Raw genomic sequence first — 13,454 nt, 5'->3', positions numbered from 1 at the left:
CGCATCGCAACGTGCGCCTGCACTTCACGCCGACCTACTCGTCGTGGCTGAACCAGGTGGAGAACTGGTTCTCGCGCATCCAGCGCGATGTGATCGCTCGCGGCATCTTCACTTCGGTGAAGGATCTGGATCGCAAACTGATGCGCTATATCAGCGAGCACAACAAAAGCCCGAAGCCGATCAAGTGGAAGTATGACGATCCATCGCGCCGGGTTCGACCGGTGCCAATTCAATGACGCAGTGGACTAGGGCATCGCCAAATTCATAGGGGCCATTCGCCCAGAAGTAGATCTGGAGGATCAGGAACGCCCACAGGGCTACGCCGGATAGCCATAGGAGAGATGATTGCCTGGGTTCCTTCGCATCTGAATCATGTTCAGAGGGATCGCTCATATGCTCACCTGCCTTTCACGCCAAGCCGGACGTTGCCACTGAGGAGATCAGGACGGCCCCGCACGAGGTCTTGTGACCATCGAACGCAACCGCATGCCCATCGATTCTGACATTCTCATCACCCTCGATAATCACGCAATCCCTGTGTCCAAATCGAGGACAGGTGCGTTTATCGCCAACACATGCGACTGGCCGGCCCATCACCGTCGACCGATTCTGTCCAGTCGCCACGCGGCCGCCATCACTTGTTGCGTCTCCCATTCGAATAACGCCTCGCACCCACCCTGAAAGAGAATTCACCAGGACAACGATCCGTAAATCGAGTCACCTGGCCATACTTTCACATGATGCGGCATACTCCTAGATCGGCAAACATCCACGTGGCCGCAAGACTTACACAAAACGCCGCAGCGAGACCGGGGGCGAACCATTTCCAACTGAAGCGGATCCGCTTACTCCCACTGACAACGGCAACGACCGCAAGGTATCCGAAAAGCGCCTGGAAAAACACGCCCGGCTCATTCATCGCAGTTTCAATGGGCGCACCGAATGCCATAAGGAATGTCCAGAACACTGCGCCCACGGGTTCTCGACTATAAGCTATGGAAAAACCAACGACCGCGGAAAATGCGACAGCAGGCCCTGCGATTGCAAAACGCGCGAAGCGCGGCTCTGGTGCACATAGGCGGTCTGCACGAGATTTTTCTTATATGGAGGATACGTTATCAAGCAGACAGGACGGCCTCCCAGACTGCGGGCGCAGTGGGATCTTTGAGGCCGAGCTTCGCGAGACCGAATTGTCCCTTGCGAATACGATGTACCAGCTCAATACCAGAGAGGGTGATCGCCGCGTTCCTGAAACGCTTGAAGCCGAGCATGACTTTCGTCCGGGACTTGATGTTGCGGTGGTCCTGCTCGACCAAATTATTGAGATATTTCGAGGATCGGACCTTCGTGTCCTCAGACAACAAGCCATCGGCCTTCATCTCGCGCACGGCGCGGTGCGAGGTGGCATAGCCATCAAGCGTGATGCTCTTCGGTGGCTGGCCCTGATGTCTGATTGCCTTCCTGAAAAAGGCTTTTGCCGCCTCCACGTCGCGCTTTGCACGGAGCATGAAGTGAACCGTCTGGCCCACCCGATCCACCGCCCGATAAAGATAGACCCACTTTCCGCGCAGCTTGAGATAAGTCTCGTCAACACGCCAGGACTGGCCGGTGGGCCTGCCCAAGCGGTTCCACCGTTTGACGAACTCCGGCGCAAAGCGCCGCACCCAGCGCAGGATCGTCGTGAGGGCCAGCGACAGCCCCCGTTCCGCGATCATTTCGACCAGATCGCGCAAGCTAAGCTTGTAGCGCAGGTACCAGCGAACACACAGAATGATCACATCGCGGTCAAAGTGACGGCCTGCAAACAGTTCGTCCAGGCTCTTCAGCTTGCTCATCGTCGGTTCTCAATTCGTTCAGCCCGACACCTTAACCGATTCGCCCCCGCGCTATTTGCACCAGAGCCGCGGAACCCATCACTGCTACTTCGTGCCTGCACTGCAGCAATAGGCGAGCAGGAATGTAGGAGTTCCGGGCGTCTCTGCCACGATCGTGCGGATGTCCTTGTTGAGCTTGGCCATCGCTGCGGACACATAGTCGGGAGCCGGCAGCTTGTTCGTATTGAAGTCGTGGACAGCCACAACAATGGTCTTGTCGTCTGCCGTCATGGGGTGGGCGAGAGCCCGATCTTCTTCCGCAAACCTTTGCTCGCGTGTTGCGACAGCACCGACTCGCCCCACGCAACAGCCGTGGGTGCCCGACATCACGTGAATTGTATGGCCGTCGCCCTTTAGCCCCGCAGCGATCTCCTCAAGAGCCGCTGCAACGTCCCTTACGTTGCATTCCCCATGGAACCCCCAAATTTGCACAGTGCCAAGGGTGTCATCGGTAATTTTTGCGAGTTCTGCCATATAAATTTACGAAGGAGATATTGGAAACGCGTGGTGATTCACCGTGTAACATCAGCAAGGTGTCCAACCATTCTTGAGGAGCTAGTGACTCAACGACCATACCAGATCCTACTGATTTAAGAGGTGCCGTTCACTACTCTGAATCAATCTTTCAATCGTTGGTGAGCCCAGTTGGTTACCGCACACTGCCCGCACGAGGTAGAAGTTTGCCTCGTGGGTAGGAGAGGACACAAGACAATTAACATCAAAATAATTGATATGTAGTTCAGTCCGAACAACTGCGTGTGGCAGCAGTTTTTTTATGCGGTCGAGTGCAAACATTTCCACTGGCCGCCCTTGACCTTGATGTAGCTCTTCCGTGCGCCGGCTTTTTCAGTCCCATAGTCACTGCGCAACACGCCGGCCAACTAAATCGAAGTTGTACGCAGGAATCGTATTGGGGCTTCCTCCCGGCTGTTGCACGTAGACGTCAGCGCGCCACGCCGTCAAAAGATATGTGCAGCAACGCCAGTCAAAGTAGTTCGATTCTTGTCGCAAGCTTGCCCTTAGGGCCATCTTTTACGTCGAATCTCACTCGTACGTTCTCCCACAAGGTCTTGAAGCCATCCATACGGATTTCAGAGAACTGCACAAACACATCAGTGCTTCCATCATCTGGTGTGATAAACCCAAAGCCCTTTGACTCGCCAAACCACTTTACTGTACCTGTTGCCATCTTCTTCCCCGATTCCTTTGTCGTGAAATACCTATATTCGTTGGAAGATTAACAGTGTAAAACGAATGGTGAATTGATCATTATCAAACTCCTTCAACCATGCTAATGAATCGACCGTGTACTGCCATCGTTTGATGAGGTTGGAGTTGCCCATGTGTCGCAACGCGCGCAAACGGCACAACGTCACCCTAAACATGCCTGTTAGAAGATGTTATGCACTTTTGTGAAGGAATGCAAAGTGGACGAGCATAAGCACGGAGAACACGACGAAATGCAGACCAGCCACGGTTTCGGGCAATCGCTCGTAGTCTCTAGTCGGTCAGGGGAAGCGGTTGAGCCAGCCGAAGCTGCGCTCCACCACCCAACGACGCGGCAACAGTACAAAGCCATTTTTCGCCTCCGGCAACCTGACCACCTGAAGCTCGATGCCCCCATCGAGCGCGGCCTGTGCAGGCTCTTCGCCGGTGTAGCCTTGGGCAGCGAACGCGATTCTCACTGGCCTGCTGGACCTGTCGCGCCAGTTCCCCGACCGGTGCACGCTCCTGTTCGTTGGCAGGCGTCACATGCACCGCAAGCAGTTGTCCCAATGTATCCCGCCATGTGCACCTTGCTGCCTTTCTTACGCTTGTACTCGTCATAGCCTGCGCGTGGACCGCTCTCGCACACCGACTGCAGCGTGCGGCCGTCGAGGATGACTGCACTGGGCTGACCCCGGCGATCCTGCGCCACGCGGATAATCGAACGCAGGTCATTGACCATGGTCTCGAAACAGCCGGCCTGGATCCAGCGTTGCGTCTGCTGGTAGACCGTCTCCCACGGCGGAAAGTCACTGGGCAGCAGACGCCACGGTGCACCCGCGCGGACAATCCAGCGCAAGGCGTTGAACATCTCGCGCAATTCGTAGCGACGCTGAGGCGCGTCCTGATTCATCAATGTCAGGTACGGAGCGGCGAAGTACCGCTCTTCATCCGATACATCCGTTGGGTAGGGTCTGCGTTTTTTCATCCCGCCAGGGTACCAGGTCTGGCTGAAAGTTCATAACACCGTATAACGCTTGATGAATCGCATAGGGGCATCCCAACACGACAACTAAGACATCGATCTACTGGCGACGCATCTTGTCGAGATCGAACAGATTCAGGGTTGACCCGTCCTGACTTTGACCTACCGGCTTCTGCGGTACGACAGGGTCGTCGTCCTTCATCAGGTTGTTGTCCTGACGATACGCGCCCTGCACACCTTGAAGGTAGTCGTAGCGGTTCGACGTGACAGCCTGCGCCCTATCCCGATCATCGATGATGACCGGACGCAGGAATATCATCAGATTCGTCTTTTCGCGGCTCTTCTGCTCCGAACGGAACAACTGGCCGATCCACGGCACGTCGCCTAGCAGCGGCACCTTGCTGTTGCCGTTCGCGTACTTATCTTCTATCAGGCCACCGAGTACGATGATCTCGCCATCATCGGCCAGCACCGTCGACTGCACCGAGCGCTTGCTGATCGTCACGCCGCCCTGATTGTTCGTCGAGGCCGAATCGACGGACGAGGCTTCGCAATAGATTTGCAGCTTTATGATGCCACCGTCGGTGATCTGCGGCTTCACGTGCAACACGATCCCGACATCCTGTCGATCGAACGTGTTAAATGCGGTTACGGACGTCGCGGCATTCGCGGTCGGCGTGGCGTATGAACCCGTCACTACAGGCACGTTCGAGCCAACGACGATCTTCGCCTCTTCGTTATTGAGCGCGATGAGGTTAGGTGTCGATAGGACGTTCGCGTCGCTCGACTGCGACAGCGCCTGCAACAGGCCGCCGAGACCGAACACGTCGCCGAAGCGGTGCAGCAGGCCTACGTTCAGGCCGTTGTTCAGCAGGTCCGCGCCCTTCGTCGCGAGCGCTGCGGCCGGGTCGTTCGCGATGATCGCCCCCTGCGCGGTCAGGTTCACGATGCCTTGGCTGCCGTTGGAATTGAAGTTGGAGCTGCCGTAGAGACCGTTGTTTCCACCATTCGACAGCCGCGCACCCTGCCACTGGATGCCGAGATTCGCGTTTGTCGTCGCCGACAGTTCGACGAGTAACGCCTCGATATATATTTGCGTGCGGCGGACGTCAAGCTGATCGATCACGCTGCGCAGATTGCCGTAGACGGCGTCCGACGCGGTAATGATCAACGAATTCGTCTCCGGATCGGCCTGGATCACCCCGCCGGGCTGGTTCTCTTCACCGTCACCGCCTTCCTTTTCGCCAAGAAACGCCGCGTTGTTGCCTTGACCGCCGTTGTTGCCGCCGCCTGCGAGTCGATTGCTTCCCATCGACGAGAATGACGAACCGCCCACGAATCCGCCTGGCAGTGGCGGCTGGCCCGGTGTGCCCGCCGACGAGTCCATGTTGCCTTGGTTGAACGAGTTCGCGGCATTACCGCCCCCTGTGGACATCAAATCATTGCCGCCCTTGCCGAGCATGCCGCGCAGCGTCTTCGCAAGACGCCCGGCATCCGCGCCCCGCAGCTGCACAACGTGGATGTTACCGGGTCGCCCGGTTGCCGCATCAAGCTGCTTCGCCAGCGACTTCGCCTCCGCAAGGCGCACTGCGTTCGACGCTCGCAGCATTAGCGAATTCGTGCGCGGATCGGCCTGCACCGAGACTTTCAGCGTCGCATCCGTATTACCGATCGACCCAGGGTCGAGCATCTTGGTCATCTGCCTCGCAACGTCGATCGCATTCGCGTTTTTCAGTTCCACTACCTGCACCTTCTGGCCGGCCGCAGAATCGACGCCCGCGATGATCTGCGCAATGCGGCGGACGTTATCAGCGTAGTCCGTGACGACGATCGTATTATTCGATGGATAGGCCGCAACCATATTGCTCGGCGAGATGAGCGGACGCAACACTGGCAGGAGGTTGTTCGCCGATTCGTACCTGAGGCGAAAGATCTGAGTGACGACCTGATCGCCGTGTGCCGAAGGCGCGTTTCCGATGTACGTCGGCACACCTTCCACTTTCGCGTCCGCTTCGGGCACGACCTTGAGCACACCGTGATCCTGCACCAGCGAGAAACCCTGCATTCGCAGCGCAGACTGCAGAGTTTTCAATGCTTGATTCTCGGAAACAGGGTGCTCAGAGACTAGATTCAGCCGCCCTTCGACGTGCGGGTCAACAATGATCGTCTTCCCTGTCGCCGCGCCGACCGCCTTGGCGACCTGATCGATGCCGGCGTCAACGAAATTGAGCATCACATCTGCCTGCGCGGTATGGGCGGTAATCAATCCAGCCAGCAGCAATGCGGTTGCGATGCGACGTAAAGCCATACGGTTTGTTCTTGTGAGGTTAACAGTCGATGTGGATTTGCCGGCAGTTGAATCAACACGCACAGCGCTTTTACGTTGTGACAGTTGCCGCTTTGTTCGCGAGTCGCCCTCAAACTCCAGCAGGACTGCATGAGGGGAAACACGATCACGATCGCTACGCATGCAACGGTGGGAAGCAATCAGTCGCACACACGACCATGGCCGCCACATTGCAGAAGAGCGAACGGCGTGGCGATGAACAGCGACGTCAAGAGGCCTTGACAGCCATGGAACAGCGCGCCCATCCGCTCCATCATCACGATGCAGTTGAGGCAGCCGAACTGCTGAGCCGATTCCGACCACCAGCTCGGTGAACGAGGTGGCCAATATCCTGACAGTCGGTACGCGGAGCCGCCCTACGACGCAGATGGCGACTGCTATTGCGAGACTGCCCTAGCACCCTCTGAACTGATTCGACGTAGACAGGGCCATCCTTGCGAGGACACGACGGACAAGAAAGATGGCAATCCGGCGCGGCCGTCGCATCACGCTCTCGAGCTCCAGCTCGAGAACATAAATGCATCCGAGGCGTGCTGAGCCCGCTCGTCACGGGCCGCGACAACTCCGCGCTCGCACCTAACCCCGTGGCAACGATGCACGAATCGTAGCAGCGCAGGCTCGTTTTGTATAAGTCGCTATTTTTTTTGGATGCATCAAGCACATTTATGAGTGGCGATTTGCGCCGAAAGCGAGCACCATGCCGGAGCTACGCAACCTTCCGCGAAGGGCGAGTCATGGACAAGATTGCTCGTGTTGGAGTTGATCTGGCGAAGCATGTCATGCAGATCCATGCCGTCGACAGTGCCGATCTTGTCATCGTCCGAAAGGCGATTACGCGCGATCGGTTCGTTAGCTGGTTTGCGAATCTCGAGCCGTGCCTCGTTGCAATGGAGGCATGCAGCGCCGCGCACTACTGGGCACGCAAACTCCGCGCTCTCGGACATGATGTGCGCCTGAGTCCACCCCAGTTTGTCGCCCCGTACCGCAAGGGCGGCGCTCATGTAAAAAACGACGCCCTCGATGCCGAAGCGATCTGCGAAGCCGCAAGTCGCCCCTCCATGCGTTTCTGCCGGTGAAGTCACCCGCCCAGCAAAGCATGTTGGTGCTGCACCGCATGCGTACCGGCTTCGTGGAGGAACGCACTGCGCTGGTCAATCGGTTGCGCGGGCTGCTGGCCGAGTTCGGCGTATTCCTGCCGCAAGGCATTGAATTATTGCGCAAGCACCTCGTCGATCGCATTGAGGATGGCGACAACGAGCTGACGGGACCAGCGCGTCAGGCATTGCTGGGTGCAATGTCAGGCGCTGGATGAACAAATCGCGTGGCTTGAAAGGCAGATCGCAGAACACGCCGGTCACGATCCGCAGGCCCAGCGCTGCACGGCCGTATGCGGCGTCGGCAAACTTACCGCATCGGCCGCAGTCGCGACGCTTGTGGACGCACGGCAATTCAAGAATGGCCGGCAGATGGCCGCCTGGCTGGGGCTCGTACCCAAACAGAACAGCAGCGGTGGCAAGCAGAGGCTCGCGCGCATGAAAGCATCGAAACCGCTCCTGTCCGCTCGTCCGCCGGACGTGGAGGCTGCTGATGGACCACTCCCGGCAGATGTTCCCAAGGACAAGTCAAGCGAACTTCGCAACGTGCATCAAGCGAGGAGTTGCATCGTGACGACTCAGAAAAGCACCAATATGACTCGCTCACCAACTTCAATTATTAGCCCGAGCCGGCAGAGATTCACGCAGGCTATCAAGAGAGATATGCCGCTCTCCGTCGGCTTCCTGAAGAACCCTGAACACCTTTTGCTCAGCAGGCGTGGAAATGACAAAGTCGTTGTACGCTTTCAGCAGGAGATTTCGATAGACTAGGAATAAGGTTGCGTCGTGATCCGCGAACAGGTCCTCCGCCTGTCTGATGTACTGGAAGAAACGCCTTAGTATATGTAATCGACTTACGTTCACCACCTTGTCGTCATATGAGATGGCGAAGAATCGGAAGAAGTCCTCAGCCGACGAAAGCCGGTGCATTTTATCAATTAATGCTTTCATGTTGTTGCTCCGTATGACAAAGTTGGCCGCGAAGCCGTCCGTAGCGAGGCGGCGAGTTTTATGCCATCGTTAAGCGCTTTCTCATTGACGAAAGGTCTTAACTTGTCTGTGCCTTCTAACTTAGCGGCCCACGGCACGCAAGGACCATGCCTGTCTTACCTAAACCTGGAAGATGTTTCTAGCATGCATCGCCATTCCCGATCACCGTAATAGGGAGGCCGGTGTCACGTTGCCTCTGTCTGAATTGTCTGGATTGTGACAGCGCGGCGCGTTGCGCGAAGTGCATCCAGTCGGCTTCGGTTGCCGGCGAAACTTTACTGAACATGAGTTGGGACGTTGCTGGCGCAACTCAGTCTGCTCGCACCACTACGAACGGACTTTGCCGACGGACGGGTCAAGAGTTTATCCGTCACGAGTTTGGTCTGCGGAAGCCAGCGGGGCGATTCGAAGCGTGTCGTTTGGTTACGACCAGCACCTGTTTGACGTTTGACACGGGGGTGTCAGAATTTCCGTGTTCAAGGCGGGGTTGAGATTCACACGGATGATCGAACGAACCGATCCTCGTAGAGGATAGCGAATTGGTTCATCGCTGTCTTCCAGTCGTGAGCGGCACGCCCCCAATCGGAAGTGATGTTGCGCAGCGCCAGCCAGATCAGTTTCGTTGCTGCATCATCGGTTGGGAAGTGACCTCGGGTCTTGATGATCTTGCGTAGCTGCGAGTTGATATTTTCGATGGCGTTCGTCGTATAGATCACCTTGCGCACGCCCGGCGGGAACGTAAAGAACGGAATCACGCGATCCCAGGCATTGCGCCACGCCGCGCTGACAGGCGGGAATTTCTGCCCCCACGGACCTTCAGCAAACGCATCCAGTTCAGCCTGCGCGGCTTCCGCGCTCGGGGCGGTATAGATCGGGCGAATCGCAGCAGCGAGCGATTTGCGGTCTTTCCAGCTCGCGTAATCGAGGCTGTTGCGGATCAGGTGGACGATGCAGGTCTGCAACGTAGTCGCTGGAAACACGGCTGCGAGCGCTTCGGGCATGCCCTTGAGGCCGTCGGTCACGGCAATCAGGATGTCACCCACGCCACGCGTTTTCAGATCGTTGAACACCTTCATCCAGAACTTCGCGCCCTCGGTGTTCTCGATCCACAGGCCCAGGATGTCGCGCGTGCCGTCGGGCAGAATGCCCAGCGCCAGATAGACAGCCTTGTTGCGTACAACGGCGTCTTCGCGAATCTTCACGCGCAGCGCGTCGAAGAACACGACGGGATACATCGGCTCGAGTGGCCGGGCTTGCCACGCCGTCACTTCGGCCATGACCTCGTCGGTGACCGAACTGATGAACTCTGGCGAAACTTCGGTGCCGTACTGCTCCAGCACAAAGCCCTGAATCTCGCGTACGGTCATGCCCCGGGCGTACATGGCGACGATCTTGTCGTCAAAGCCCGCGAAGCGTCGTTCGTGTTTGGGAATCAGCAGTGGTTCGAAGCTGCCGTGGCGGTCGCGCGGCACCTCGATGCGGATCGGGCCATCTTCGGTCAGAACTGTCTTGGCGCCACGGCCGTTGCGCTGGTTCGTCACGCTGGCCGGTTTGGCGGCGCCCGGCGCGTAGCCGAGATGGTGATTCATCTCGCCGCCCAACGCTCGTTCGATCAGCGCCTTCTTGAGGGCGAGCGTTGCGGCGTTGATGGCTTCGGCCGTCATCGGGCCGTTGCCGAATTGTTCGAGCAGTTCAGCGGGAATCGCCGGTAGCTCTACCGGTGGGGTCTTCGGTTTGCGAGGCATATTTTCTCCTGGGGAGGATCATATGCCTTGAACACGAAATTACTGACAGGCCCTTTGACACAGGTCAAGCCTACATTTTCAAGCGTTTGCGGTTACAGCGGTATCGCCTGCGTCGATAAGACTTCCTTTAACACCTTGAAGCTACGCAGATCCTTTACTCCCGGCAGGTGCAACAATTGTGTAGCATGTAACCGGTTGAAGCTTTCGTTGCCGCGTGCTCGAACGAGCAAGATATAGTCAAACTGCCCGCTCACAGCGTAGCACGTTACGCAGCCCGACACCTTCTGTGCCGCTTTCTCGAATGCGGCAAACGCCTCGGGCGTCGAGCCGTCCAGCACGATCCCGATTACGGCGAACATGCCCGCGCCGATGGCCTTCGCGTCGAGCAGTGCGACGACTCTTCGTATCAGTCCCGTCTCCTTGAGCCGCTCCACGCGCCGCAGGCAGGCAGGTGCACTGCGTTTCACTTTCGCTGCAAGGCTGACAATCGATAGCGAGGCGTCTTGCTGCAAGTGTCTGAGGATCGCGCGGTCTACGGAATCCAAGGCGGCTATGCCCTTCTGGGCGGCGACTGGATGCGCTATCATTTTCATTGCACTCATTTCCCATCTGACGAATTAGAGGCATTCGAAAAATGTATCGTTGTTTCATGCGTTATCCGTGCAACTCGCTTTCCCCGAGCGAGAGTCGCTTGCGCTAACCATTCTATATCTGCTAACTTCGCGCCGTTATTCCGCCTGCGTTTCCTGAGCGTGGCGCTAGCTTCTCAGTGTATAGGGCAAACTTAGTTTAACGTCGAATGTAGACGTCCAAGATCGCAAACTTCAACTGATTAAAGAGAACGTCTATCGACTCGCGACGAGTCGCAAGTCGCGCGCCGCGGATCTCGCTTACTTGTTTTCTATGGCGCAAGGAGATCTCCACCATGCCCTTCCGCGCATCGCTTCACTCTTGATGACGACGTCTAGGGGGCGAGCTCAACAGCGTGAATAATTTGGCTTGTCGCTTACACAGCCTCTGGGTGCACACTCGCCTCAGCAAGCTGATTCCGTACCCGAGCAATAGTATTGCGAGCGAGCGTTGTGGCGCGGTACTTGCTTTCCTTCCTTGTGCAGATGCACATTTGTCAAGACGGATATCGTTCTCTGTTAATTTTCCAGGAAAATCTATGATTTCCCAACGATCAAGCATATCGACAGAACCCGCGTGTGAATTTTTTACGTTCACGGCCCGAGCAGCAAAAGAAGCCGCCGAGCTTGTCGCGCAGAGCCACGAAGCGCCGCTTTATATTCGACTGCGTGCCGAATTTCATGCGGGAGGACAGCTAGAATATTCTATTGTCCTGGTTGACTCCGTAAGCGATTCCGACACGAAGGTGTCTACACAGGGCCTCGCTGTGTTCGTGGACGAGACTAGCCTACGTTATTTTATCGGCACCCGGATCGACTATGAGGAAGATACCCCGCTTCCGCGCTTCGTGATTGAAATTCCGAGCGCATCAACATCTTGCGGCCGCAGTGAATCATTTTCCTCATGTCCGCGCTGACATCGTAGCATGCCGATATTTATACCGCTTGCACGTGGTCTCGATGCAGACCAAAGATGGTGAATCGGTGCCGCGCGGACCACCGAATGCAATGAGATTCGTGCAAGCCTCGCTTGGTTTGCGCGCTGGTATCAACAGTACCGGAATGAACGCACTTACGGGGTCATTCAGTCACCTAACAGGTTGCGGAAATACCCCTCGACGGGAAGCGGCCTTCCACGATTTGCGCGCCCACTGCCGCTAAATCTTTCGCATTGTGCAATTTCAACGCGAATCAACCTTTTTAAAGCGCTGTGAGGCCGACTTCTGGCCTCATTGGCGCCTTTTCCCCGCCACTATGGACGGAACTGTGCCAGCGATCGCATGCGCACGAGGTTGTAGATGCCATGTTCAACACGAACATCTGGTCCACCTTCTTCAACCCGCGCACCGTCACCTGGCGCATGCGTCCCACGGTCTTGGCCCAGCCGAAACCTTGTTCGATCAACTTGCGCTTTTGCTGCGAAATGGCGTAGCCCGCGCTCGAGGCAATCGTATCGGGCACTGCCGAACGCCGCCCCGAGGTGTTTTGCGCAACGTGCGGTGTGACCTTCATCTGTTGACACGCCTCGATGAATTCCTGGGCATCGTAACCCTTGTCTGCACCCAACGTAATTTCTACGTTCGGGTCCTCCACCGCTTGCCGTGCGTCGTGGATCATGATCTTGGCGCGCTTCGCGCTCGGCATGCCCGTCGGCGCGTGTCACGCGCGCGTTGACCACCAGGCCGTGCCGGTTATCGGTCAGTGTATGGCCCATGTACCGCAATTCGCTGGCCGTTTTGCCTTTGCGATAGAGCTGCGCATCTGGGTCGGTTCTTGACTGATGTGTCTCGTTGCTGCGTTTCTCGCCCTTGAAATCGCCCGCACCGCCACCGTCGTTGTCCTGATCGTCGCCATTCTTGCGTACAAAGCTCTTGTGTCCGGCCCACGCCTGGATCAGCGTGCCGTCCACGCTGAATTGCTCACCCGAGAGCAGACACTTCTTCTCGGCGATGGCCACCACTTCGTTGAAGAATTCGATGACCGCATCATGCTTGATCAGGCGCTCGCGGTTCTTCGTGAAGACCGTCGGTACCCACACCTCGTCGTCCATCGCCAGGCCGATGAACCAGCGAAACAGTAGGTTGTACTGCACCTGCTCCATGAGTTGCCGCTCAGAGCGGATGCTGTAGAGCACCTGGATCAGCATGGCTCGCAGTAACTTCTCCGGTGCGATGCTCGGCCGTCCACCTTTTATGTCCGCTTCGTACATCTCGGCGAACAGTCGATCCATCTTCGCCAGCGCTTCGTTCGCCATCACGCGGATCGAACGCAACGGATGCGACTTTGGGACGAAGTCGTCCAGCTTGCGCGTGGAAAACAGACTTTCAGTGAACGTGTCGGGAGTGTCTGAATTTTTGTGTGCAAGGCAGATAAAAGCCTGCCGTCTGGCAGGCTCATCAATTGCATTCTACAAATGATTTCTGGTGAAGCGATCCTCGTAGAGGATCGCGAACTGGTTCATCGCGGCTTTCCAGTCATGCGCGGCACGGCTCCAGTCAGCCGTGATATTGCGCAAGGCCAGCCAGAGCAGTTTGGTCGCGGCCTCGTCCGTCGGGAAGTGCCCACGCGTCTTGACGATCTTGCG

The 13,454-nt window shown here is 57.0% G+C and carries 13 protein-coding genes and 4 pseudogenes; 5 read left to right on the top strand and 12 right to left on the bottom strand.

All coding sequences use genetic code 11. The features are described from left to right. Positions 1 to 236: transposase (locus tag M3I54_RS41905; RefSeq protein ID WP_254345934.1), on the top strand; the 236-nt coding region annotated here is incomplete at its 5' end. A gap of 172 nt (positions 237 to 408) precedes the next feature. Here the strand turns inward: M3I54_RS41905 and M3I54_RS41900 are convergent. The 7 genes and pseudogenes from M3I54_RS41900 to gspD all read right to left on the bottom strand — a co-directional run bounded on the left by M3I54_RS41900 (position 409) and on the right by gspD (position 6,373). Next, positions 409 to 672, bottom strand: coding sequence for a PAAR domain-containing protein (locus M3I54_RS41900; RefSeq protein WP_254346094.1), 264 nt, complete (start codon positions 670 to 672; stop codon positions 409 to 411). 61 nt (positions 673 to 733) lie between these two features. Continuing rightward, entirely contained in the window at positions 734 to 976 is a 243-nt protein-coding gene (locus M3I54_RS41895) for a hypothetical protein (protein WP_254346083.1), read from the bottom strand. 142 nt (positions 977 to 1,118) lie between these two features. Then, complete coding sequence (locus M3I54_RS41890) at positions 1,119 to 1,826, bottom strand: IS6 family transposase (RefSeq protein WP_375542312.1); 708 nt, start codon at positions 1,824 to 1,826, stop codon at positions 1,119 to 1,121. A 93-nt stretch (positions 1,827 to 1,919) separates the two neighbouring features. Further along, positions 1,920 to 2,348, bottom strand: coding sequence for a hypothetical protein (locus M3I54_RS41885; RefSeq protein WP_254346079.1), 429 nt, complete (start codon positions 2,346 to 2,348; stop codon positions 1,920 to 1,922). A 511-nt stretch (positions 2,349 to 2,859) separates the two neighbouring features. Further along, positions 2,860 to 3,063 (bottom strand): cold-shock protein, encoded by a 204-nt coding sequence (locus M3I54_RS41880; protein ID WP_254320588.1) that lies wholly within the window; start codon positions 3,061 to 3,063, stop codon positions 2,860 to 2,862. A 211-nt stretch (positions 3,064 to 3,274) separates the two neighbouring features. Then, a pseudogene (locus tag M3I54_RS41875) lies at positions 3,275 to 4,068 on the bottom strand (IS5 family transposase). 97 nt (positions 4,069 to 4,165) lie between these two features. Next, positions 4,166 to 6,373 carry a type II secretion system secretin GspD gene (gene gspD, locus M3I54_RS41870; protein WP_254346092.1) on the bottom strand — a complete coding sequence of 736 codons (2,208 nt, stop codon included), beginning with the start codon at positions 6,371 to 6,373 and terminating at the stop codon, positions 4,166 to 4,168. Between the two features lie 773 nt (positions 6,374 to 7,146). On the opposite strand from gspD, the gene M3I54_RS41865 reads away from it, so the two are divergent. The 3 genes and pseudogenes from M3I54_RS41865 to M3I54_RS45025 all read left to right on the top strand — a co-directional run. Further along, entirely contained in the window at positions 7,147 to 7,488 is a 342-nt protein-coding gene (locus M3I54_RS41865; RefSeq protein ID WP_254320589.1) for a transposase, read from the top strand. A gap of 20 nt (positions 7,489 to 7,508) precedes the next feature. Continuing rightward, a complete protein-coding gene (locus M3I54_RS41860; protein WP_254320590.1) occupies positions 7,509 to 7,724 on the top strand; it encodes a hypothetical protein in 216 nt (71 codons plus the stop codon). Further along, a pseudogene (locus tag M3I54_RS45025) lies at positions 7,702 to 7,941 on the top strand (transposase); the annotation flags it as partial. The gene M3I54_RS41860 and the pseudogene M3I54_RS45025, both read left to right, overlap by 23 nt. 177 nt (positions 7,942 to 8,118) lie before the next feature. Here the strand turns inward: M3I54_RS45025 and nifW are convergent. The 3 genes from nifW to M3I54_RS41840 all read right to left on the bottom strand — a co-directional run bounded on the left by nifW (position 8,119) and on the right by M3I54_RS41840 (position 10,834). Next, positions 8,119 to 8,457 carry a nitrogenase stabilizing/protective protein NifW gene (nifW, locus tag M3I54_RS41850; protein ID WP_254346077.1) on the bottom strand — a complete coding sequence of 113 codons (339 nt, stop codon included), beginning with the start codon at positions 8,455 to 8,457 and terminating at the stop codon, positions 8,119 to 8,121. Between the two features lie 533 nt (positions 8,458 to 8,990). Further along, on the bottom strand, positions 8,991 to 10,241 hold the full coding sequence (locus tag M3I54_RS41845) for an IS256 family transposase (RefSeq protein WP_254346075.1): 1,251 nt from the start codon (positions 10,239 to 10,241) through the stop codon (positions 8,991 to 8,993). A 92-nt stretch (positions 10,242 to 10,333) separates the two neighbouring features. Next, complete coding sequence (locus M3I54_RS41840) at positions 10,334 to 10,834, bottom strand: Lrp/AsnC family transcriptional regulator (RefSeq protein ID WP_254346072.1); 501 nt, start codon at positions 10,832 to 10,834, stop codon at positions 10,334 to 10,336. A gap of 575 nt (positions 10,835 to 11,409) precedes the next feature. Between M3I54_RS41840 and M3I54_RS41835 the strand changes: the two genes are divergently transcribed. Beyond that, positions 11,410 to 11,787 carry an iron-sulfur cluster assembly accessory protein gene (locus tag M3I54_RS41835; RefSeq protein ID WP_254346068.1) on the top strand — a complete coding sequence of 126 codons (378 nt, stop codon included), beginning with the start codon at positions 11,410 to 11,412 and terminating at the stop codon, positions 11,785 to 11,787. A gap of 335 nt (positions 11,788 to 12,122) precedes the next feature. On the opposite strand, the pseudogene M3I54_RS41830 reads toward M3I54_RS41835, so the two are convergent. Continuing rightward, positions 12,123 to 13,190 (bottom strand): annotated as a pseudogene (locus M3I54_RS41830) (IS5 family transposase). Between the two features lie 87 nt (positions 13,191 to 13,277). Next, a pseudogene (locus M3I54_RS41825) lies at positions 13,278 to 13,454 on the bottom strand (IS256 family transposase); the annotation flags it as partial.

It is taken from the genome of Paraburkholderia sp. CNPSo 3274 (genome assembly GCF_024206475.1).
Taxonomy (GTDB): Bacteria; Pseudomonadota; Gammaproteobacteria; order Burkholderiales; family Burkholderiaceae; genus Paraburkholderia.
Note: the sequence above shows the minus strand (reverse complement) of the source record. Positions and strands in the feature narration are given on the sequence as shown.

Excerpts from the sequence above, each read along its gene's own strand:
- M3I54_RS41885 (WP_254346079.1), bottom strand. The coding sequence starts at position 2,348 with ATGGCAGAACTCGCAAAAATTACCGATGACACCCTTGGCACTGTGCAA.
- M3I54_RS41880 (WP_254320588.1), bottom strand. The coding sequence starts at position 3,063 with ATGGCAACAGGTACAGTAAAGTGGTTTGGCGAGTCAAAGGGCTTTGGG.
- gspD (WP_254346092.1), bottom strand. The coding sequence starts at position 6,373 with ATGGCTTTACGTCGCATCGCAACCGCATTGCTGCTGGCTGGATTGATT.
- M3I54_RS41865 (WP_254320589.1), top strand. The coding sequence starts at position 7,147 with ATGGACAAGATTGCTCGTGTTGGAGTTGATCTGGCGAAGCATGTCATG.
- M3I54_RS41860 (WP_254320590.1), top strand. The coding sequence starts at position 7,509 with ATGTTGGTGCTGCACCGCATGCGTACCGGCTTCGTGGAGGAACGCACT.
- nifW (WP_254346077.1), bottom strand. The coding sequence starts at position 8,457 with ATGAAAGCATTAATTGATAAAATGCACCGGCTTTCGTCGGCTGAGGAC.
- M3I54_RS41845 (WP_254346075.1), bottom strand. The coding sequence starts at position 10,241 with ATGCCTCGCAAACCGAAGACCCCACCGGTAGAGCTACCGGCGATTCCC.
- M3I54_RS41840 (WP_254346072.1), bottom strand. The coding sequence starts at position 10,834 with ATGAAAATGATAGCGCATCCAGTCGCCGCCCAGAAGGGCATAGCCGCC.
- M3I54_RS41835 (WP_254346068.1), top strand. The coding sequence starts at position 11,410 with ATGATTTCCCAACGATCAAGCATATCGACAGAACCCGCGTGTGAATTT.